The 20,946-nt window shown below is 60.1% G+C and carries 18 protein-coding genes; 3 read left to right on the top strand and 15 right to left on the bottom strand.

Annotated features, from left to right (window positions below):
* The first annotated feature begins 129 nt into the window (after positions 1-129).
* Positions 130-1,194 carry an AraC family transcriptional regulator ligand-binding domain-containing protein gene (locus JZI28_RS00885; RefSeq protein ID WP_353402505.1) on the top strand — a complete coding sequence of 355 codons (1,065 nt, stop codon included), beginning with the start codon at positions 130-132 and terminating at the stop codon, positions 1,192-1,194.
* 103 nt (positions 1,195-1,297) lie between these two features.
* Here the strand turns inward: JZI28_RS00885 and JZI28_RS00880 are convergent, their stop codons facing one another.
* The 6 genes from JZI28_RS00880 to JZI28_RS00855 are packed head-to-tail and all read right to left on the bottom strand — an operon-like array spanning position 1,298 to position 8,446.
* On the bottom strand, positions 1,298-2,920 hold the full coding sequence (locus JZI28_RS00880; RefSeq protein WP_375698932.1) for a GMC family oxidoreductase: 1,623 nt from the start codon (positions 2,918-2,920) through the stop codon (positions 1,298-1,300).
* Complete coding sequence (locus JZI28_RS00875) at positions 2,901-4,553, bottom strand: amidohydrolase (protein ID WP_375698931.1); 1,653 nt, start codon at positions 4,551-4,553, stop codon at positions 2,901-2,903. Before JZI28_RS00875 ends, JZI28_RS00880 begins: the two co-directional genes overlap by 20 nt.
* 46 nt (positions 4,554-4,599) lie before the next feature.
* Positions 4,600-5,616, bottom strand: a complete 1,017-nt coding sequence (locus tag JZI28_RS00870) for an extracellular solute-binding protein (RefSeq protein ID WP_348153106.1) — start codon at positions 5,614-5,616, stop codon at positions 4,600-4,602.
* Positions 5,617-5,661: 45 nt separating this feature from the next.
* Complete coding sequence (locus tag JZI28_RS00865) at positions 5,662-6,465, bottom strand: ABC transporter permease (RefSeq protein ID WP_295454315.1); 804 nt, start codon at positions 6,463-6,465, stop codon at positions 5,662-5,664.
* Positions 6,462-7,376 carry an ABC transporter permease gene (locus JZI28_RS00860; protein WP_348294486.1) on the bottom strand — a complete coding sequence of 305 codons (915 nt, stop codon included), beginning with the start codon at positions 7,374-7,376 and terminating at the stop codon, positions 6,462-6,464. The genes JZI28_RS00865 and JZI28_RS00860 overlap by 4 nt, the downstream gene beginning before the upstream one ends.
* The gene (locus tag JZI28_RS00855) at positions 7,373-8,446 is read right to left on the bottom strand and encodes an ABC transporter ATP-binding protein (RefSeq protein WP_295454319.1); all 1,074 of its coding nucleotides are present in this window, start codon (positions 8,444-8,446) and stop codon (positions 7,373-7,375) included. Before JZI28_RS00855 ends, JZI28_RS00860 begins: the two co-directional genes overlap by 4 nt.
* A gap of 497 nt (positions 8,447-8,943) precedes the next feature.
* Between JZI28_RS00855 and JZI28_RS00850 the strand changes: the two genes are divergently transcribed.
* Positions 8,944-9,873 (top strand): LysR family transcriptional regulator, encoded by a 930-nt coding sequence (locus tag JZI28_RS00850; RefSeq protein ID WP_375698929.1) that lies wholly within the window; start codon positions 8,944-8,946, stop codon positions 9,871-9,873.
* 6 nt (positions 9,874-9,879) lie between these two features.
* Here the strand turns inward: JZI28_RS00850 and argE are convergent, their stop codons facing one another.
* The 7 genes from argE to JZI28_RS00815 all read right to left on the bottom strand — a co-directional run bounded on the left by argE (position 9,880) and on the right by JZI28_RS00815 (position 17,562).
* Positions 9,880-11,016 (bottom strand): acetylornithine deacetylase, encoded by a 1,137-nt coding sequence (gene argE, locus JZI28_RS00845; protein WP_375698928.1) that lies wholly within the window; start codon positions 11,014-11,016, stop codon positions 9,880-9,882.
* Complete coding sequence (locus JZI28_RS00840; RefSeq protein WP_375698927.1) at positions 11,013-13,082, bottom strand: FAD-dependent oxidoreductase; 2,070 nt, start codon at positions 13,080-13,082, stop codon at positions 11,013-11,015. The genes argE and JZI28_RS00840 overlap by 4 nt, the downstream gene beginning before the upstream one ends.
* 63 nt (positions 13,083-13,145) lie before the next feature.
* A complete protein-coding gene (locus JZI28_RS00835) occupies positions 13,146-14,642 on the bottom strand; it encodes an aldehyde dehydrogenase (RefSeq protein ID WP_375698926.1) in 1,497 nt (498 codons plus the stop codon).
* Between the two features lie 17 nt (positions 14,643-14,659).
* A complete protein-coding gene (locus JZI28_RS00830) occupies positions 14,660-15,334 on the bottom strand; it encodes a DUF1028 domain-containing protein (protein ID WP_375698925.1) in 675 nt (224 codons plus the stop codon).
* Between the two features lie 4 nt (positions 15,335-15,338).
* A complete protein-coding gene (locus JZI28_RS00825) occupies positions 15,339-15,755 on the bottom strand; it encodes a RidA family protein (RefSeq protein WP_027239228.1) in 417 nt (138 codons plus the stop codon).
* 19 nt (positions 15,756-15,774) lie between these two features.
* Positions 15,775-17,052, bottom strand: coding sequence for a flavin-containing monooxygenase (locus tag JZI28_RS00820; protein ID WP_375698924.1), 1,278 nt, complete (start codon positions 17,050-17,052; stop codon positions 15,775-15,777).
* 228 nt (positions 17,053-17,280) lie between these two features.
* Positions 17,281-17,562, bottom strand: a complete 282-nt coding sequence (locus tag JZI28_RS00815; protein WP_375698923.1) for a hypothetical protein — start codon at positions 17,560-17,562, stop codon at positions 17,281-17,283.
* Positions 17,563-17,571: 9 nt separating this feature from the next.
* Here JZI28_RS00815 and JZI28_RS00810 point away from each other — a divergent pair, with 9 nt between their 5' ends.
* Positions 17,572-18,390 carry a TetR/AcrR family transcriptional regulator gene (locus JZI28_RS00810; protein ID WP_375698922.1) on the top strand — a complete coding sequence of 273 codons (819 nt, stop codon included), beginning with the start codon at positions 17,572-17,574 and terminating at the stop codon, positions 18,388-18,390.
* Positions 18,391-18,448: 58 nt separating this feature from the next.
* Here the strand turns inward: JZI28_RS00810 and JZI28_RS00805 are convergent, their stop codons facing one another.
* Entirely contained in the window at positions 18,449-19,885 is a 1,437-nt protein-coding gene (locus tag JZI28_RS00805; RefSeq protein WP_375698921.1) for an NAD-dependent succinate-semialdehyde dehydrogenase, read from the bottom strand.
* Positions 19,886-19,887: 2 nt separating this feature from the next.
* Positions 19,888-20,934: a tartrate dehydrogenase gene (locus tag JZI28_RS00800; protein WP_375698920.1), complete on the bottom strand. Its 1,047-nt coding sequence runs from the start codon at positions 20,932-20,934 to the stop codon at positions 19,888-19,890.
* Positions 20,935-20,946 lie beyond the last annotated feature (12 nt).

Raw genomic sequence — 20,946 nt, 5'->3', positions numbered from 1 at the left:
GATATCTGTCTGATCTGTCGCCCAATCGGGCTTGCTTTATATGCCAGATAGAGACGTCAAATTGTCGGAACAATCTCCGCAGTGGACGAAAACCTTGCAAAAAGTGACAAAGCTTCGCAAAAACCCCCTATGATATTTGACCCCAGCCCAGACTTTCTGCCCACCGTATCCCGCGCCTTTCTGGAAGACTGGCTGCAGGTCCTGCGTCAACATTGCCCGCCGCAACAGCTGGCCGGATTTCTGGATCAGATCGGTTTGGTCGGGTCCGCCCAACCCGGGGGGCGTGTGACTCATGATCAGATTGTCCGCCTGTATCAGCTGGTCGCGCAGGAGACCGGTGATGAAATGATGGGCCTGTGGAGCCGCCCTATTCGCACCGGCACCCTGAAACATCTCTGCGCCTCTATGCGGGGGGCCTCTTCGCTTTCGGCGGCGCTGTTTCGATTTACCTCCTTCTGGAACCTCTTGTTGGATGATTTCCAACTGGTGCTCGAGACAGAAGCCGGACAAATCTGCATCCTGTTGGCGCCACGTGGGCAGCACAGGCCTCAGCGGTTTGGCCATATGTTCTTGCTGAAACTTGCCCACGGGGTCTCGTCCTGGCTGACCGGGCGTGAACTGCCGCTGACTGAAGTCGGCTTTGCCTTTGAGCGCCCCGAATTTGCCGAAGACTACCCGGTGTTGTTTCCGGCGCCGATCCTGTTTGGTCAGGCGCAGTCCAGGATTGTTTTTGGCAGCCAGCCCGATGACCTGCCGGTCGCCCGCAGCGAGTTGGAAATGCAGGAATTCCTGCTGCGCGCCCCCCGAGACTGGATCTTTACCAGCTATCGCACCCATGCCCTGCCCCTGCGGTTACGGGACCTTTTGTTGCTCTCGGACAGGCTGGATTATCATCTCAAAGACGCGGCCAAGGACCTGAACCTGACCCCCCGAACCCTGATCCGGCGGTTGGACGGCGAAGGCACCTCCTTTCAGGCGATCAAAGACGGCCTCCGCCGCGATATTGCCATACGTGATCTATCGCGAGGTCTCAAAAGCATTGAGGAGATCTCGCAGGATATCGGCTTTGCCTCTGCTGCAAATTTCCATCGCGCCTTCCGGCGCTGGACCAATGCCACCCCAGGCGCCTATCGCCAACGAGAGACCAACAGCTCCGGGCCTCTGCACAGTGATTTGGGCTCGGCAGGTGGCTGATCTGTTTAGCCGATCTGTTTAACGGTGCTGGTTCAGATCATGTTGCTGAATAGGCAGACACAGCCGGAATGTGGGCGGGCATCCACAGTCACCCGAGCATCAGTCATCCAAGCATCGCACGGGCGCATTTTTCACCGATAACCATTGTGGGCGCATTGGTGTTGCCACCGATCAGCGTCGGCATGACCGAGGCATCGGCAACCCGCAGGTTCTGCAAGCCGCGCACCCGCATCGACACAGGGTCGACCACCGCCATGGGATCGGTGCCCATCTTTGCGGTGCCAACCGGATGATACACGGTCAAAGCTTCGGCACGCAGGTAGGCCTCGATCTCATCATCGCTTTGCACCGCTGGGCCGGGGAGAATCTCTTTACCGCCAAGACCCGCCATCGGCGCAGCCGCAAAGATCTGGCGCGCGGTCTTGATCCCTTCGATCAGGGTATCGAGATCGCGACGGTCTGAGAAAAACCGGTGATCAATCAGCGGCACCGGCGCGCCATTCTCATACCCCAGCCGGACTTCCCCAACCGAGCCGGGCCGCAACACGCAGGTATGAACGGCAAACCCATGGCCCCATTCCAGCAACCGCCCCCGGTGACTGCGATAGCCCGGCACAAAATGGAACTGGATGTCGGGCTGCGCGTCTGCGTAACGTGTCTTGGCAAAGCCACCAGCGACCACATAGTTTGTCGACAGCTCCCCCTTGCGCTGAGCGGCAAAAGCAAAGGGAGACATGACCAGCCGCCGCCAGTTGCGCATCGAAAGCCCAAGCGTGCGTGCCGAGCCACTGCGCACGGTAATCATCCCGTCAACATGGTCGCGCAGGTTCTGGCCCACGCCGGGCAGATCATGCGCCACCTCAATGCCCGCAGCCCGCAGCATCTCACCCGGACCGATGCCCGATCCCATCAGCGCCATCGGTGTGCCAATGGCACCGCCACTCAGCACCACCTCACCCCGGCAACCGACCTGCTGCACGGCTCCGTCGCGCTTCAGCGCCACGCCGCAGACACGGCCCTGATCAAGGATCAGCCGTTGCAGCTCTGTTCCGGTCCAGATCTCCAGATTAGGCCGGATTCGCACTGGCTCCAGAAAGGCATTGTAGGCAGAAAAGCGGATGCCATTTTTCTGGGTCACATCATAGACCCCAAGGCCCAGTTGCGAGGGGCCGTTGAAATCCGTGTTCCGGGGCAGTTGCAGCGTCTCGCCCGCAGCGATGAAATCCTGACAGACGGCGTTGGGATCCGTGGGATGCGAGACGCAAAGCTCGCCCTCGGTGCCGTGATAGGCAGGATCCTGACCAATGCCATTGCGCTCCAGCGCCTTGAACAGGGGCAACACCGCGTCCCAGCCCCATCCGGTACAGCCCAGATCGCGCCACTCATCGTAGTCCGAGGCCGCGCCGCGAATGTAGAGCATCGAGTTCATCGAGGAGGAACCACCCAGCATCTTGCCCCGGTTCACCGGAATTCGGCGGCCGTTCATTTCAGGCTGCGGCGTGCCAACATAGCCATAGTCAAAGCGCGGGCGGCCATACATCGCCAGGATGCCAGCGGGGACCTTTACCCGTGGGTCGCTCTGCGATCCCCCCGCCTCGACCACCAGAACCCGATGGGCCGGGTTGGCTGACAGCCGGTTGGCCAGAACACAGCCCGCAGATCCTGCGCCGATCACGATATAGTCGAACTCAACTTTGCTCTCAGCTTTATGCACGGTCTGCCTCATAGGTTATCTCTCCGTTGCACAGCGTCATATAGACCGAAGCAGCCTCGGCGCTGTCTGCGAGGCCTTCCAAGGCCCCGTCGATCAGCACCAGATCGGCGTCATATCCCGGTTTCAGCGCGCCGCGCCGCGTTTCACAAAAATCCGCATAGGCACCGCCCGTGGAATAGGCCGCAAGACAGGCATCAAGGCTGATCCGCTGATCCGGCATATCCTCGGCCCAGGGCCTGCGGGTTAAGGCGCAATGGATCGCGTAAAGGGGGGAAAGCGGCGACACTGGCCAATCGGTACCAAAGGCAAGCGGCACGTCCCGGTCACGGATCATGCGCCAGGGAAACGCATGGGCCCAACGGTCCCGCCCCATGATGGATGTGGTGGGTTCCAGCGGCAGCCCCGCCGATCCCGGCGGATGCACCGGCTGCATGGAGGCGATGATACCCAGGGGTTTTAACCGCTCCAGATCTTCCGCCGCAATCGTGTCGATATGTTCAATCCGGTGACGGGCATCGCGTGTGCCATTGGCCAGCGCTGCCGCCTCGTATCCGTCAATGCTGGCGCGCACCGCGCCGTCTCCCACCGCATGGGTGGCAACCTGAAGGCCGCGCCGGTCGGCTTCGATACAAATCGCCTTAAAAATCTCCGGGTCGATCAGCGGCTCCGAGCGAAAGCCAGGTTTGTCGGGGTAATCGCTCACCGTGAGCGCCGTCCAGGTGTCGTAAACGCCATCCATAAACAGCTTGATCCGGCCAAAGCTCAGCCAGCCGGGGACCTCTGCGCCAAACTGTTCAATCCGGGCCACGCCCTCGGCACCGTCGGCCTGCGCCAGCTTGAGCGGCAGGCTCACCCGTACGGGCATCTCACCCGCCTGGGCCAACTCGCGCATCAAACTGGCCTGATACGGCGTGCCATCCATATTGACTGCATGGGTGATCCCGTGCCGCGCGCAATAGGCGCCGGCCTCGGCGATCAGCGCCCGATCATAGGCGCGGTGCTCTTCGGGCATCTCATCCAGCCCCATTTGATCCATCCCGTCGCGCCCCTGCAGCCGCGACAGGGACTTGACCCGCTGCATGGCGGCAAACTCGCGCAGCTCACCAGTGGCCAAGCCGTCCGCGCCCATCACCACCTCAGATCCCGCTCCGACGTCGGCCCCCTGCAGGATACCGGCCAGTTCCAACGCGCGGGTATTGGCCCAGGCGCAATGCAGGTCGACCGAGTTCAGACAGATCGGACGGTCGGCACAGATCCGGTCCAGGTCATGCCGGTTGGGGCGGCGGTCCTCGCCAAAAATGGTGTAGTTGGTGGCAAAGCCCGAGATCAGGTCGTCTGCCGGGTTTTGCGCAATGAAGGCCAGGAAAGCCTCGCGCGTCGCCTCAAACCCAAAGGTCTCACCGAGATTCAGCATCGACAGCGACGCGCCCCCCATGAACAGGTGCAGGTGGCTCTCAATAAACCCGGGAAGCAGCTCACGTCCTTCCGCGTCAATGACCTGGGTCTCCGGGCCGATTTCGCCCCGCATGTCAGCGTCACCTCCCATGGCGGCGATGCGTCCGTCGCGCAGGGCAAGCGCTGTTGTGCCTTTGGCAGCAAAGAGCGGACGGATCTTAGCATTCAGGATGACGAGAGTGGCAGGCATGATGTTCTCCGGGAGGCGGGGGCCAGTGCGGCCCCCGCTGATGGTGTTACTGCAGAAGCTGGGTCCAGACGCGGGTCACGAGATCCTGCGCTTTGGGGCTACAGGTGCGCGACATTTCCACGGGCACCGTGGGGTAGAGCGCAGGAGCAACTTCCTTGGTGTAAATCTTCTCGGCCTCGATCACCTTCATCGGCGAAGAGTGGGCGTAGTGGTTCATCTCGATGGTTGCGTTCTCGGGGGTGGAGATGAATTCGATGAACTTGATCGCATTCTCGCGGTTCGGCGCCCCCTTGGGGATCACAAGGCTGTCGATCCAGCCAACCAGACCTTCCTTGGGCATGGCGTATTCCACCGGAGCACCGTCCGCGATGGCGCGCACCACTTCACCGTCCCACCAGAAATGGGTCGCCACCTCGCCCGAGCTGAGGCGGGTCGCGATATTATCCGAGGAATAGACCGCAACCGCCTCTTTTTGCGCCATCAGCAGATCCAGAACCTTCTTCATCTCGGCAGGATCTTCGGAGCAGAAAGGCACGCCCAGATACATTTGCGCCGCGCCAACGACCTCATCAGGATAGGACAGCAGGGCAACCTTGCCGGCCAGACCTTCGCCTGGTTCAAAGAAATACTTCAGGCTGTCGGTCGGTCCGTCATACTCGGCAGTGTTGACGGCAAAGCCTGCCGTGCCATAGGCCATCGGGATCGAATATTCCTGGCCTTCGTCCCACCACTGATTGCGCCAGCGTTCGTCGATATTGGCATAGGCCTCCAGCTCGTTGGCGGCAAAGTTCTCGATCAGACCTTCGTCGATCATGATCCGCAGGAAGTGCTGTGACGGCGCGGCGATGTCATAGCCCGAGGCGCCGGCCTGCAACTTTGTCAGCAGATCCTCGTTCGACGTGTAGCCGTCGAGGCTGACCTCAACGTCGTATTCTTTCGTAAATTTCTCGATCAGCTCAGGCGCGATAGATTCCGACCAGGCGTAGATGTTCAGGCTTCCTTCGGCCAACGCCGCAGATGCAAAGCACAGTGAAAGCGCAGTTCCCGTCATCAGTTTTTTCATGTTTTCTCTCCTGTTGGGGGCTTGTTGTTATGTGGTTCGGTGAAATCAGTTTGGCTCGCGCGCGCTGCGCGCTGCGACCGTCAGCGCAACCGTCGCCAGCACCAATGAGGCCGCAATCAACAGCGTGGCGATGGCATTGAGCTCCGGCGAGGTACCTGCGCGGATCAGCGAGAAGATGTAGACTGGCAGCGTTGTGGTCCCGCCCGAGGCCAGCATGTTGGAGGTGATGAAGTCATCCATCGAAATCAGAAAGGCCAGCATCGCCCCCGAGAACAGTCCGGGGAAAATCAGCGGCAGCGTGACTCGGCGAAAAACCGTCCAGCGCGGCGCGTATAGATCGGTGGCGGCCTCCTCAAAATCCAACGACATACCCTGAAGACGAGCCCGGATCGGCAAAAAGGCAAACGGTGTGCAAAAGGCCGAATGCGCAATCACCAGCTTGAGCAGACCATTTTGCAACCCGATCAGCGAAAACAGGATCAGCGTGGCCACCGCCAGAACGATCTCTGGCAGCAGCAGCGGCAGGTTGACCACTGTTTCAGACAGCCTGCGAAAGCGCAGGTTCTTGCCACGAATGATCGCCATGGCCGCCATCAGCGCAATGGTTGTGGCAACCACTGTGGCGATCCCGGCCACGATCAGCGAGGTCTCGACAGCGGCCATCAATGCGCTGTTGTTGAGCGCAGAGCCGTACCACTTGACCGAGAACTCGGTCCAGACACCGGTGATCCGGTTGGCATTGAACGAATAGATCACCACAATCAGCAAAGGGGCATAGAGATAGGCAAAGAAGGCCAGACTCAGGATCCCAAGGCCGGGATAGCGTTTGACGTCGTGATTGCGGCTCATGGTGTTGCCTCCTTCAGCGCGGCCCGGCGGGCCAGAACGATCAGCACAACCATGACAAAGACCAACAGCATCACGGCGATGGCAGACCCAAAGGGCCAATTACGGCCGCCGCCAAATTGCAGCTGGATCAGGGAGCCCATCATCATCTGTTTGCCGCCGCCCATCAGGATCGGCTCCAGCACCGCGCCCAGCGCCGGCACAAAAACCAGGATCGCCCCCGAGGCAATGCCCGGCGCCGTCAGCGGCAGGATCACCCGCCGCAGCGTCACCCAGCGGTTGCCATACAGATCATGCGCCGCCTCGATCAGCGTGCCGTCCAGCTTCTCGATCGAGGCAAAGACCGGCAACACCATCAGCGGGATGTAGGTATAGACCATGGCCGCCAGCGTCGCGCCGTCGTTGTACATCAGGCTCAACCCTTGCGGCGCACCAAAGATCTCCAGGAAACGCGGCAATGGGCCGTCTCGACCGAGGATGATCATCCAGGCATAGACCCGCAAAATCATCGACATCCAGAACGGCAGGGTGACCAGATACACCATCAGCGCCTTGCGGCGCGCTGGTTGCTGCGCGATGTAATAGGCGACCGGCACCGCGAGGCTCAGACAGATGATCGTTGTCACTGCTGCTAACAAAACCGTGCGCAGGATGATCATCAGGTATTGCGGCGTGAACTCCATCTCGCCGGTCCAGCCCTCGTTGAACAGGATTTGCCGGTAGCCGGTGAGATCAAAGCCCCAATCAAAACCGCCATAGGCGCCGCGCGTCGAGACAGAGACGGCGACGACGATCACAATCGGCATGAGCAGGGCAAACCCCATGAGCAGCCAAGACGGCACCAGCCCGAGATAGGCAAGGTTCAGGGCGCGGCGACGCTGCACTGCGGTGCTGGTTTGATCGGCATCGCTCATGAGCTCAGCACCCGGGCCGAGTGTTCGACAAAACCCACATGCACGGTGCTGCCCACTGCAATCGTGTCACCCTCGCGGGAGGCATTGCGGCGGGAGGCCCGCAGCTGGGTGCCATTGGCCTCAAGAACGTAGTGGGTATAGCCGCCCAGATAGTGTTTCTGCAGCACCTCGGCAGTGAAGTCGATGCCTTCCACCTGATCCCCGAGGCTGAGCTTTTCCGGGCGGATCGACAGGGTGGCATCACCCTTGCCTACATCCACAGGGGCAGGAATTTCAATCACTCGGCCAAAGGGCGTGCGCACAGTGGCCCTGTGATCTGCCGCCTCCAGGACCTCAACATCAAGAAAATTGGTTTCGCCGACAAAATCGGCCACAAAGCGATTGACCGGCTCTTCGTAGATCTCTGTTGGAGTGCCGATCTGTTGCACCTTTCCGCCGCCAAGAACGGCGATACGGTCAGACATGTCCAGCGCCTCTTCCTGGTCGTGGGTGACAAAGACAAAGGTGATGCCGGTGTCGCGTTGCAGGCTGCGCAGCTCGTCGCGCATCGCCTGCCGCAGTTTCAGATCCAGCGCCGATAGCGGCTCGTCCAGCAACAGCACTTCGGGTTCGGGGGCCAATGCGCGGGCCAGCGCCACACGCTGCCGTTGCCCCCCCGACAGCTGTGCCGGTTTGCGAGTGGCAAACTGGCCCATATGCACGCGGTCCAGAATCTCACCGACACGCGCCTTGATCCTGGCCCGGTCCCACCCCAGGTTTTCCAACCCAAAGGCCACGTTTTGCTCCAGCGTCATATGCGGGAACAACGCATAGCTTTGGAACACGGTATTCACCCGGCGTTTGTGCGGAGGGATATCGACGATGTTGCGCCCATGCAGACGCAGACTGCCGCGATCGGGCGTCTCAAAGCCTGCCATCATCCGCAACAGCGTGGTCTTGCCGCAACCCGATGGCCCCAGCATGGTGAAAAATTCGTTCTCGCGGATGTCAAAGCTGACCGAGCTTAGCGCGTCAAAAGTTCCAAAACTCTTGGAGACTTCGATCACTTCAACTGCGTTCAAATCTTTCATATGGCTTATCCCGTTCTCGCCCTACCACCAGTCCCGAAAAGAGATGGACGGTCGCGTGGCAGGTCATTTATTGACTGGATAAAGGCCGCGTCAGCGGGACAGGTAAATGAGTAGTTGCGAAATCGCTGATTAGGCAGGGGCTAAACGCCACGAAAAAATCCTCTGCTGTTTGCGCCTCAAACTCTAAATTTCTTTGGAATTCTAGCTAGATACAGCTTTCACCGGGTAAGCCGCATTTTCCTGCCATCCGCTGGCGGTCAAACAGCACCTGCGGGTTTACATCGTTCAGAGCTTAATTTTTAATCAGAAATGCCGCCCGGCCAGTGACGCCTCACGTCATCACTGGCTAAGCTGCCGAGGACAGGATAGATCGTTACTTCCGGCCAAGCCGCCTCCCCCGATACGTCGGTAGCGGCGCGGCACCCCGCGATGAGTATCGCCCCGCCCGGCACGGTTTGAACCGCAAGCGCCGACCAGAAGGAAACGAGGGTACCACCATGCCTATCAGATACACTTTGCGGCAGATTGAGTACTTTGTGGCCGTCGGCGAAACCGGCAGTATCACGGCAGCGTCGCACTTGCTCAATGTCTCCTCCCCGTCCATCTCTGCAAGCGTGTCGCAGCTTGAGGAGGAGCTGGGGGTGATGCTTTTTGTGCGACATCACGCACAGGGGCTGACACCCACGCCGGCGGGTCACGCAATGCTTGATCATGCAAAGGGCGTGCTGCAACAGGCGTCGGGTCTTGCCGATCTCGCCGCGTCGCTTTCTGGGTCGATCCGCGGACCGCTGTCGATTGGTTGTCTCAGCACCTTTGCCCAGGTTGTGCTGCCAGGCCTGCGCCGTAGTTTTACCGACCAGTACAGCGAGGTCCGCATCAGCCAGATCGAAGCCAACCAATCAGAACTTTTCATTCTGCTGCGCCAGGCCAAGATAGATGTGGCGCTGACCTATGATCTGGACCTGCCACGCGACCTGAGCTTTCACCCGATGGTGACCCTGCCGCCGCTGGTGGCGCTCAGCGAAACCCATCCCCTGGCCGATCAACACTCCGTCGCGATAGAAGACCTGGCGGACTATCCCATGGTTCTTTTGGATCTGCCCCATAGTGCGGACTATTTTTTGTCGTTTTTTACCCGCGCAGGGCTGCACGTAAACATCGCCGAGCGGACACAGGATATGGCGGTGATGCGGGGGCTGGTCGCGAACGGCTTTGGCTATTCGATCGTAAACATCCGTCCGCTGCATGATCTGGCGCCAGATGGTAAGCCCATGCGGTTCCTGCCACTGACGGGCAACCACCGCCCCATGAAGCTGGGCCTGCTGTCCATCGCCAGCAATGCCCGGATCCAGCTGCATGACGCCTTTCTGACCCATGCAAATGACTGGATCTCCACACATGTGCCCCAGCTTCTCAACTCGCGTTAAGCCAGGTCAGCTTAGCTCGGCCAGGAGGCGGTCCATCATCTCGTCACAGGCGGCCAGCTGCGCCTCTTCCAGGTATTCATCCGCCTTGTGCCCCTGCCCGGCCATGTCGCCAGGGCCACATACCACTGTCGGGATACCAAGCTCCGTAAAAAAGCCTGCCTCGGTGCCAAAGGCAACCTTGATCGCCGCCTTGCTGCCGCAAAGCGCTGCAACCCGCGCCACCTCTGGTGCATCTGGCGAGACCTCCAGGCCTGGGTAAGTATTGGTGCAGGTGATCTCAATCCCGGTGGTATTGCCAATTTCCCTGGCTAGCCTGGTCTCAAACACCTCACGCTGGTCAGTCGGCAAATGGCGCAGCTCGAACGCGATCTCGGCGTGGTCCGGCACAATGTTGAGCGCGGTACCGCCCTGCATTGTTCCGGCATGTACGGTGGAATAGGCAATGTCATAGGCCGCGTCCTGCGAGCCTGAGCTGGCGTATTCATCCTGCAGGGCGCGCAAGGCAGTCAAGACGTCTGCGGCCAGATGCAGCGCGTTCACAAACCGTGGGGCAAGCGCCGAATGGCCCGCCTCGCCGTGGCATATGGCACGAAACGCCGCCTTGCCCTTATGACCGATGGCCGGATGCATCGACGTTGGCTCGCCGACGATGCACAGGTCCGGGCGCCAGCCAAGCGCCTCAATCCCCGGTATCATCTTGCGAATGCCCTGGCATCCCACCTCCTCATCATAGGAGATCGCCAGCATCAAAGGCTGGGCCAGGGGCGCCTCCCCGGCGCGCTCTGCCAGCGACAGGGCGGAGGCCAGAAACCCCTTCATGTCGGTACTGCCGCGCCCATAGATGCGCCCATCCGCGCGCGTCATGTCAAACGGCGGGCGGGTCCAGTCCTGTCCCTCAACGGGAACCACATCGCTGTGGGCCGACAGCATCACGCCGCCCGGGCCGTTGGGACCGAGGCGCGCCATCAGCCCCGCCTTTGGGAGATCGGGGTCAGCAAGCCGACAGGTCTCAAACCCTGCGGTGTTGAGCAGGTCTTCGACATAGTCGATCAGCGCCAGATTGCTATCGGCGCTGACTGTTGGAAAACTAATGAGCTGGGCGAGAATGTCGCCGGTGCGGGCCTTGGGCACCGCCGCGCTCATTGCGGCGCCAGTTCGGTGATTTCCCGGCGGAATGGCAGATCGTCACCGATGTCAGCCTCATCCAATTCCCGCGCATAGCGATGCCCGGCATAGGTTGCCCAGGCAATCGGGCCAGCGGCCTCTGCATCGCCAAACAGCTTCACCGAGCGAATACCCGCATCGGCCCAGTCCGCCTGCCGCGCTGTCAGCCCCTGGAACAGCTGATCATTGCCACTGCGCGATGCAACCATGACAACCGCGTCACAGGGGTAGCTGCGGGTTTTGCCGGTATAAACGCAGTTCGAGATCACGTGATCGCCGGCCACTTCGGTGACGCCGCGGTTCAGCACGATATCGACCCCCATCTCGTCCAGCCGGGCATGGATCGTCGCCTGCTCCAATGTGTTGTTGGTCCAGTCCGAGACATAGGCCGATGGGGTGATCAGGGTCACTTTCGCACCCTGCTTTACCAAAAGCTCAGCCAGAACGCCGCCCATATAGTAGTGATCATCGTCATAAATCACCACGGTGCCGCCGGGCACGGTCCCATCCATCAGATCATCAGGCGTATAGACCTTTGCCGCCTCGGCGATGGGCATGGGCACCACATGTTGACGGGAGACCCCGTCGCGCCGCCAGGTGGAACCGGTGGCAATGGCGACGTTCTGGAACCCGAACTCAAGGATGCTGTCAACGTCCAGCTCGCTTTCGCGGTAGATCTCGACATTGGGGCGCTGCGACAGCTGGTAGTCCCGGTAATCGACAACACGGCCCCAGGCCGACAGCCCCGGCAAAGCGCGTTCGCGGGTGACACGACCGCCGATGACATCGCGGGCTTCGGCCACCGCCACGTCATAGCCGCGACGGCACAGCGCCCAGGCGGCCTCCAGCCCGGCGGGACCAGATCCGATGACCAGGACATTGTCGCTGTCGCCCTTTGCATTCATGGTTTCCGGGTGCCAGCCTTTGCGCCATTCTTCCATAAACGTGGGATTTTGCGTGCAGCGGCTGATCGACATTGTCATATCGCCGGTGATGCAGATGTTGCAGCCAATACATTCACGGATGTCTTCAATCCGGCCCTCTTCGATCTTTTTGGGCAGGAAAGGATCTGCAATAGAGGGCCGCGCGCAGCCGATCATGTCCAGGGTGCCGGACTTGATCATCTTTGCCATCACATCGGGCGAGGTAAAGCGCCCCACCCCCACAATCGGCTTGTCGGTCAGCTCGTGAATGCCGCGCACTAGGGCTTCCTGGGCCGCTTCTTCCTTGAAACGCGATGGGCCAGAGCAGTCTTCCCAGGTGCCCTGCGCCAGATCCCAGATGTCCGGCAGGTTTCTGTTCATTTCGACAAAATCGCGCACCTCGGCGTTGGAAAAACCCAGGTCGCCGATGGTTTCATCCAATGAGACCCGCAGCGCAAGTGCCATGGTGTCGCCCACCGCGTCGCGAATATCCGCGACCACTTCGGTAGCAAAGCGGGATCTGTTTTCCAGACTGCCGCCATATTCATCTGTCCGGTGATTGGTGGCGCGGCTGAGGAAGTGTTGGAAAATACCAAAGCCATGGGCGCCGTAGAGGTTGATCAGATCAAAACCCGCCTCTTTCGAGCGCTTTGCCGCGTTCACAAACCAGCGGCGCAGATCCTTGATCTCGCTCTTGGACAGGGCGCGGGCCTGCACCGGGTCATTGGTGAAGGTGCGGATCGGCAGAGCAGAGGGGGCCAGCGGCACCTCTTTGGAATAGAGGTTCGGGCCGTTGATCCCGGAATAGGCCAGCTGAATGCCCGCCAGGGCACCGTGTTCTTTCATCTTTTCAGACATGCGGCGCAGCTGTGGGATATCCTTGTCTTCCCACAGCCGCAGTTCGATGAACGGGGTGATCTCCGAGCTATGGTGCATCTCGCACTGCTCGGTAAAGATCACACCCCAGCCGCCCTGCGACTTGATCCCGCGCATTTCGGCCGCGGCAGACGGATCGCGGTACCCCCCACCGTTGCAATGGGGCACCTGATAAAAGCGGTTCTTGGCCGTGACCGGGCCGATTTGCATCGGTTCAAACAGAATATCGTAGCGGGAATCGCGCATTCTCGTCTCCTAAACGGCAATAATTCACCTCTCGCGCGCGCCTGTCAGAGCCGCGCCGGGCGATCAGGATTTGTATTTGATCCAGGTGGTCTTGAGGGCGGAGTATTTGTCCAGCGAATGCAGCGATAGATCACGCCCAAACCCCGACTGTTTCATACCGCCAAACGGCGTCTGCGCCGACAGGGCATCAACCGTGTTCACCGAAACCGTACCCACATGCAGCCGATCAGACACCCGACAGGCGCGGGACAGATTGTCGGTCCAGACCGAGGCCGCCAGACCATAGATTGAATCATTGGCCATGGTGACGGCCTCGTCTTCGGTGTCAAAGGGGATCACCGACAACACAGGACCAAAGATTTCATCGCGGGCAAGCGCGTCGTCATGGGACACGTCGGAAAAGATCGTAGGTTGTACAAAACAGCCCCTTCCATTCACCTGCACCCTTGCGCCGCCAGTCACCAGATCGGCAGTCTGTTTGCCAGCTTCGACAAAGCGCATGATGCCTTGGGTCTGTTTTTCATCGACGATTGCGCCCATTTTTGTCGCTGGACCCAGCGGATCGCCCGGTTGCATGCCTTCGGCCCGCGCGATCAGCTTTTCCACCAGCGCGTCTTTGATTGACCGTTCCACATAAAGCCGCGAATTGGCGGAGCAAACTTCCCCCTGATTGAAGAAGATACCAAAGGCCGCCATGTCAGCCGCCGCCTCCAGATCCTCGCAATCGGCAAAGACGAGGTTGGGGCTTTTGCCGCCGGTTTCGGGCCAGACCTGTTTCAGGTTCGATTGCCCGGAGTATTCCATAAAACGCTTGCCGGTTGCGGTTGACCCGGTAAAGGCCAGACAATCCACATCCATATGCAGGCCCAGCGCGCGGCCCGCTGTGGCACCAAATCCGGGCACCACATTGAACACCCCGTCAGGCACCCCGGCCTCAGCAGCCAGTTCCGCCAGTCGCAGCGCCGACAGCGGCGATTGTTCAGCAGGTTTCAACACCACCGAATTGCCTGCCGCCAGTGCCGCAGCCGATTTCCATGTCGCCATATCCAGCGGAAAATTCCACGGCACGACCGCCCCCACGACGCCCAAAGGCACCCGGCGCACCAGCGCCAGATCACCGGGGCCTGTTGGCGCGACCTCGTCATAAATCTTGTCGATCGCCTCAGCGTACCATTGGAAAAAATGGGCCGAACCCGGGGCATCGACGGTCATCGCATCGGTGATGGGTTTGCCCATATCCAGACAGTCAAGCAGCGCCATTTCTTCCAGATTGGCGCGGATCAGATCAGCCAGTTTCAGCAATACCGCCTTGCGGTCCCCCGGCGCCATGCGCGACCAGCGGCCATCGTCAAAGGCCCGACGCCCAGCGGCCACAGCCAAATCCACATCCGCGGCATCGCATTCCGCCACCGACGCCAGAACGGCGCCATCGGCTGGGTTTACGCTCTCAAAGGTCTTGCCTGAAATGGCATCGGTGAATTTGCCGTCGATAAACGCCTGACGGCGGATGTTCAGCGCAGCCGCCTTGGCCCGCCAGTCGTGAAGGGTGAAATCCCGCATCCCTGTTCCTTCCTGTTCTATTCGTCGCCCGGCACGCCGTAGGACGGCGCCTCGCGCGGGTCGAGCGCGCGCTGGGTATAGGCGTCAAGCTGCGGCTTGTAGACCTCCCAGGCGGTGGCGATGTTTTCAATCGGGCAGCCCTCGGTCCAGTCGCAGCGCAGCTCGGCCACCGGCCAGGCGACCTTGTCGACAATCAGCATTCCGGCGGAATGTACTGGCCCGGCTTCACCTCCGGCGGAGAGACCTGCGCGCATCGCGGCAATCAAGCGGTCACCGATATGGCCCTTGGCCCCCGAGAACCCCGCCACAATGGCTTGCGGGACGCTGTCATTGGCCAGAAGGTTCCCCCCCGAGGCCACATTTTCCGCCTCTGCCTGGGTCCAGATGCCCAGGCTTTTGGGGCCGGAATGGATCGCCGTGCGGCCCTGCCCGTCTACCGCCAGCACCTGGCGGTATTCCATGAACTGGCCACGGGCCTGCACCTCAGAAATGGCCTCAGGCGCGGACATACCGCCTTGCATCAGGTCAAGCGTCAGCGGCCCCAGCGAGGGATCGGTCACGTTCTGCGAGGCCACCGCGCCCACGCCTGCGCGGGCAAAAGCACAGCGCGCGGCGACCGCCGGTGACGAGGAGGAAATTGCCATGCCAAACATACCGGTTTCGGCGCAGCGCGCTACAAGAGAAAAGGTCATGCGCTCAATCCGGGATCACGGCGGTGCCGTCGATCTCAACCAGCCAATCGGGCCGCGCCAGCGCCTGCACCACAAGCCCGGTCGAAACCGGATGCACGCCTTTGATATATTCACCCATGGTGCGATACACCGCCTCGCGGTGGCGCACGTCGGTGATATAGACCACCACCTTGACCAGGTGGCTCATGTCGCCGCCGGCCTCTTCGATCAGCTGGCGAATGTTCTGCATCACCTTATGGGTCTGCTCCACCGGATCATGGCTGTCGATGTTTTTGGCATCATCAAGGCTCTGTGGGCATTGCCCCCGCAGCCAGACGGTCTTGCCGCCCTGCGTGACCACGGCCTGGCACAGATCATTGTCGAGATTCTGCTCGGGGTAAGTGTCACCGGTGTTGAATTTGCGAATGCGGGTATGTGCCATATGGGCGCTCCTGTCAGGTTTATTCTGCGGCGGCCGACACAATCGCCGCCTCGCCGTCATAAGCCATGTAGGCTCGCTGGATTTCAATTTGATCGGCGACATGTTTGGCGTCGTGCCACACGCCCCACAGGAAAGACGACCCCCGCCGCGACTGCCAGGGCAGCCCAAGGAAATACACCCCCGGCTCTGTGGACAGTCCGCGTTGGTGGATTGGCGCGCCACGCCCATCAAAGGCGTCAACCTTGAGCCAGTCAAAGTCCTGCCGAAAGCCGGTGGCCCAAATGATTGTGCCCACGTTCTCTTGTTTCAGGTCGATGGCGTTCAGCGGCTGGCTCAGACAGTCCGGGTCGGGGAAGGCCTGCCGCGCCTGCGGGTCCATGGGCAGATCAAGGCCTGTGCGCGCGACATAGGCATCGGCCATATCAAGCAACTCGGCGTAATCTGCATCGCCCTTTGCCACGTTGGCCTGCAGATCGTCAGCAAAGCGCAGCACGCCATCCTCATAGCCCGCAGTCAAACCGGTCAGCACCACGCCCTCCCCCGCGAGGCGACGGAAATCCATGGTCTGCCCGCCATAGGCTCCGCTGACTGAGATGGTCACATGCTCTGTGCCGGGCGCGGGTGCGGCCATGTCCCACAGGCCCAGCACCCCCAGCCACCAGACAAAGTCACGCCCCCGGTAGCGACGTGGTGGACGGCCATGCGAGCCCACCGACAGGAACACTTTGCGACCCGCGCGGTTCAGCTCGTCTGCAATCTGCGCCCCGGATGCCCCGGCACCGACCACCATAACCGCCCCATAGGGGAGCTGATCGGGGTTTTTGTAGTGAAACGAATGAAGCTGGGTGACCGGCGCGGTTTCCGGAACGATGGGTGGGATCACCGGATGCTGAAACGCGCCAGTCGCCGCCACGATACGGTCGGCCTCGATCTCGCCAGCGCTGGTTTTGACCAGGAACCGGCCAGTGCCGGGCTGACGCCGGGCTTCCAGCACCTCGACCCCTTCACGGATCGGCGCCTGTACCATTGCGGCGTAATCCACCAGATAATCCGCCACACGATCCTTGGAGACAAAGGCGTCAGGCGCCTCGCCCTCGAAATTCATATTTGGGAACCGGTCATGCCACACTGGCCCGTTGGTCACCAGCGCATCCCAGCGCCCGGTGCGCCAGGCTTCGGCCGTGCGGTTCTTTTCCAACACCAGATGCGGCACTCCGGCCCGGCCAAGGTGCTCACTCATGGCGATGCCAGCCTGTCCGCCCCCGACGATCAATGTATCAGTCTTTTCCACGGGCATGTCCGCCTTCCCCTGCTTTTAAAGGTGCTTTTGGCCCGATGTCGGGCGATCCTTTCCAAGCTAAAGGAGAAGACAATGCCCTAAAACTACGATTTCTCGCAGCACTGCTTAGGTTGTCCCTAAACAGTGTCACACCGCGCATCACGTGAGGCGGTTCATGCGCCGGTCGCGCGGATCAGAACCGCCGACTGCAGCGGTATGGATGAAATGTCCCAGAGCGCAGCGCCATCACGACGTTTCAAGCCGATATTTCCTGAAAACCTCACCGTCATATTCGATTTCTTTGGTAAACTTGGCCCCGGCGCGGACAAGCGCACCCAAATTCCTGCGAGAGGGCGGCAGCAGGACCGTCACGAATTCAATGCGCGGATCTGCCTTCGCAAATGCAATGGCTTTTCTTGAGATGAGCATCCCCAGACCAAAATTGCCCGGCGTGAGAACCAGGCCAAAGTCCCACTCTGTGCCTTCTTTTTGAAACCCGCCCCACCCGACATAGGCTTCATCGCTCAAGACCGCCCAATGGCCCAGACCATCGCGCTGCCAGTACTCTTCCTTCGCAGCAACAAACTGTCTGGCATCATCCAGGGTCCATTTCGCCCCCAAGAGCGGCATGTGTTCCGCAACACGCGGGGTATTCATATGCAAAACGATGTCTTCCAATGCGACATCCGTCAGCCGCACAAACCGTATCTTCGGTGGATGTTTCAAGTCACATTTACCCGCTTGAGATGTTTACATACGCCACCGTATATGATGCCTCTTGGAATTGTAAATACGGCAGCGTATATTTTGACGATGAACAAAACCAAATTCCCATCAGAGACCTGGTTGGCCGCCGGCTTTCGCGCTCTTACATCCGATGGCCCAACCGCAATCAGGGTCGAGGCCCTGGCGCGAAATCTTGGAGCCACCAAAGGATCGTTCTATTGGAACTTCGACGACCTTCCCGCCTTCAAACGCGAGATGCTGGCGCTCTGGCGCAATAGGGTTGCTGAGGAAATTGAAAGCGTCAGCGCAGTGGATGCATCACTGCGTCTGGAACGTTTGATTGCGCAGGCAGCAGGATCAGCACCCGACAGATTTGGCGGGCGGCGGGTTGAACCCGCAATGCGGTCATGGGCGTTAACGGATCCGGCCGCCTTAGCGGTGGTCAACGACGTTGATCACATCAGGCTGGCGTTCCTGACAGAGCTGCTAGGTGATATCGGGCAACATGATCCCGCTGTCGTTCACCTGGTTTACGGGGCCTATATTGGGTTGACCGATCTGGCAGCCAAGGGAGCCGTCGATATTGGCGCTGCCCTGGATGCACTGCTAAAAAGTGTTTCAATCCCCTAAACCGGACAAACATATGCCGCCCCAACAGGCGGCATAAGCAGAGCGACAGGCCATAGGATCAGTCTTGCAGGCCGCCAATATGGAGCGCTTTTGTTTCCAGGTACTCTTCGATCCCCTCCTGCGCGCCTTCGCGACCCAGGCCAGAGGATTTCACCCCACCAAACGGCGCTTCGGCATTGCTCACCGCCCCAGTGTTGAGCCCAACCAGGCCAAATTCGAGCGCCTCGCCAAACCGGAACGCGCGGGCGATGTCCTGGGTGTAGAAATAGGCTGCCAATCCAAAGGGGGTGCCATTTGCGATCTCGAGCGCCTCGTCTTCGGTTTCAAATCGAAAGATCGGCGCAACCGGCCCAAAGGTTTCTTCCGACGCCAACTGCATCTCGGTTGTGGCATCGCGCAACACCAGGGGGTCCGCAAATTGCGAGCTGAGCTGACGTTTCCGCGTGGTGCGAGCGGCGCCCTTTGCCTCTGCGTCGCGTACATGGGTATTGATTTTTTCAAGCGCGGCGGCGTTGATCATGGGGCCAATATCAACTCCTGCGTGATCCCCCTGCCCCACGGTCAGGGCATCTACCCGCGCGGTTAGCTTTTCCACAAAGGCATCATAGATTTCCGATTGCACCAAAATCCGGTTGGCGCAAACGCAGGTCTGGCCACCGTTGCGGAATTTCGACAGCATCGCGCCCTCAACAGCGGCGTCAATATTGGCATCATCAAAGACAACAAAGGGCGCGTTACCGCCCAGCTCGAGGCTCAGCTTCTTCAAGCTCGGCGCGCATTGTTCTGCCAACAAGGCCCCAACGCGGGTCGAGCCAGTGAAAGATAGTTTGCGCACAACCGGGCTAGAGGTCAGGGCCTTGCCGATCTCTGTGGGCAGACCTGTGACGACATTGATGACACCCTTGGGTATGCCGGCTCGCTCTGCCAGAACAGCAAGCGCCAGAGCTGAATATGGGGTAAAGTCAGAGGGTTTGATCACAACGGTACAGCCGGCCGCCAAGGCGGGCGCGACCTTGCGGGTGATCATCGCATTGGGGAAATTCCAGGGCGTGATGATCGCCGCAACCCCAACGGGCTCTTTCAAGGCAAGCAACTTTTTACCAGGAACCGGGATGACCTTCCCATTGATCCGGCGGGCTTCTTCGGCGAACCACCGCACAAAACTTGCCCCATAGTCAATCTCACCTTCGGCCTCAACCAGGGGTTTGCCCTGTTCAGCGCTGAGAATACGACCCAGATCCTGTTTGTGGGCCAACATCAGGTCATGCCAGGCCATCAAAAGATCCGCCCGCTCTGCATTGGAACGTGCGCGCCAGGCGACCATTGCCGTCTCAGCTGCCGCGATGGCGGCCTCGGTCTCGGCCCCGGTGCAATCCGGAACCTTGCCGATCACAGATCCGGTTGCAGGGTTGGTCACTGACATGTCAGGGCGTTCCAGCCATTCGCCGTTGATAAATGCGGCGTGGCGCAACAATTTGGGGTCTTGTAGGTTCATGGTCAAAGCTCCAGTTCTGCGATGATTGCAGCGGTAATGACAGCAGTCGCGTGTTTGCCGGGATGGGTGCCAATGCCTTTTGCAGTCGCCGCTTCGATCGCCGACAGCACAGCGGAGGCGGCCTCGGCTTCGCCCAGATGATCCAGCATCATGGCGGCAGACCAGATGGCGGCGATGGGGTTTGCGATGTCTTGTCCCGCGATGTCAGGGGCCGAGCCATGCACCGGCTCAAACATGGATGGGCCGCTATGATCTGGGCAGATATTGGCGGAGGCCGCAAAGCCAAGCCCGCCCTGAATGGCCGCGCCGAGATCTGTCAGAATGTCGCCAAACAGGTTTGAGGCAACGATCACATCCAGGTCCTGCGGCGCCATCACCATTTTTGCCGCCATGGCGTCGATGTGCATTTGGCTAACCGTGACATCTGGATATTCTGCCGCCAGTTCACGGGTGACCTCGTCCCAGAACACCATCGAGTATTTTTGCGCATTGGATTTGGTGACCGATGTCAAATGCCCACGTCTGGCGCGAGCCTGTTCAAACCCATATCGGAGAATGCGTTCGACACCGGTGCGGGTGAAAACCGAGGTCTCCACCGCCACTTCGTCCGCCGTGCCTTGATGCACACGCCCCCCCGCCCCAGAGTATTCACCTTCGGTGTTTTCGCGAATGCAGAGAATGTCAAAGGCGTCGGCGACCAAGGGCCCTTGGACCCCGGGCAACAGCCGGTGCGGCCGGATATTGGCGTATTGTGTGAACGCTTTGCGGATCGGCAAAAGCAGCCCATGTAAAGATACCGAATCTGCCACAGTTTCAGGCCAACCCACAGCGCCAAGAAAGATCGCATCAAAGGCTCGAAGGGTTTCAATCCCGTCCTTTGGCATCATGGTGCCATGCTTCAGGTACCATTCACAGGACCAGGGGAATTCTGTGTTATTCAGCTGAAAGCCGAATTTTTGGGCCGCAGCATCCAGAACCTGAACCGTTGCATCCGTCACGTCGACGCCAATGCCATCACCGGGGATCAAAGCGATCTGGTAAGATTTCATATTTAAGAGCTT

Source organism: Pseudophaeobacter sp. TrK17, assembly GCF_042192375.1.
Lineage (GTDB): Bacteria > Pseudomonadota > Alphaproteobacteria > Rhodobacterales > Rhodobacteraceae > Pseudophaeobacter.
The sequence above is the reverse complement of the archived record's forward strand: the minus strand, read 5'-3'. Positions and strand labels throughout refer to the sequence as shown.

What these genes read in the sequence shown, in the direction of transcription:
- JZI28_RS00875 (WP_375698931.1), bottom strand. Translation starts at nt 4,553, where the DNA reads ATGCCTGCCACTCTCGTCATCCTGAATGCTAAGATCCGTCCGCTCTTT.
- JZI28_RS00800 (WP_375698920.1), bottom strand. Translation starts at nt 20,934, where the DNA reads ATGAAATCTTACCAGATCGCTTTGATCCCCGGTGATGGCATTGGCGTC.
- JZI28_RS00850 (WP_375698929.1), top strand. Translation starts at nt 8,944, where the DNA reads ATGCCTATCAGATACACTTTGCGGCAGATTGAGTACTTTGTGGCCGTC.
- argE (WP_375698928.1), bottom strand. Translation starts at nt 11,016, where the DNA reads ATGAGCGCGGCGGTGCCCAAGGCCCGCACCGGCGACATTCTCGCCCAG.
- JZI28_RS00805 (WP_375698921.1), bottom strand. Translation starts at nt 19,885, where the DNA reads ATGAACCTACAAGACCCCAAATTGTTGCGCCACGCCGCATTTATCAAC.
- JZI28_RS00840 (WP_375698927.1), bottom strand. Translation starts at nt 13,082, where the DNA reads ATGCGCGATTCCCGCTACGATATTCTGTTTGAACCGATGCAAATCGGC.
- JZI28_RS00880 (WP_375698932.1), bottom strand. Translation starts at nt 2,920, where the DNA reads ATGAGGCAGACCGTGCATAAAGCTGAGAGCAAAGTTGAGTTCGACTAT.
- JZI28_RS00810 (WP_375698922.1), top strand. Translation starts at nt 17,572, where the DNA reads ATGGCCCAGACCATCGCGCTGCCAGTACTCTTCCTTCGCAGCAACAAA.
- JZI28_RS00835 (WP_375698926.1), bottom strand. Translation starts at nt 14,642, where the DNA reads ATGCGGGATTTCACCCTTCACGACTGGCGGGCCAAGGCGGCTGCGCTG.
- JZI28_RS00830 (WP_375698925.1), bottom strand. Translation starts at nt 15,334, where the DNA reads ATGACCTTTTCTCTTGTAGCGCGCTGCGCCGAAACCGGTATGTTTGGC.
- JZI28_RS00820 (WP_375698924.1), bottom strand. Translation starts at nt 17,052, where the DNA reads ATGCCCGTGGAAAAGACTGATACATTGATCGTCGGGGGCGGACAGGCT.
- JZI28_RS00885 (WP_353402505.1), top strand. Translation starts at nt 130, where the DNA reads ATGATATTTGACCCCAGCCCAGACTTTCTGCCCACCGTATCCCGCGCC.
- JZI28_RS00870 (WP_348153106.1), bottom strand. Translation starts at nt 5,616, where the DNA reads ATGAAAAAACTGATGACGGGAACTGCGCTTTCACTGTGCTTTGCATCT.
- JZI28_RS00865 (WP_295454315.1), bottom strand. Translation starts at nt 6,465, where the DNA reads ATGAGCCGCAATCACGACGTCAAACGCTATCCCGGCCTTGGGATCCTG.
- JZI28_RS00855 (WP_295454319.1), bottom strand. Translation starts at nt 8,446, where the DNA reads ATGAAAGATTTGAACGCAGTTGAAGTGATCGAAGTCTCCAAGAGTTTT.
- JZI28_RS00860 (WP_348294486.1), bottom strand. Translation starts at nt 7,376, where the DNA reads ATGAGCGATGCCGATCAAACCAGCACCGCAGTGCAGCGTCGCCGCGCC.
- JZI28_RS00825 (WP_027239228.1), bottom strand. Translation starts at nt 15,755, where the DNA reads ATGGCACATACCCGCATTCGCAAATTCAACACCGGTGACACTTACCCC.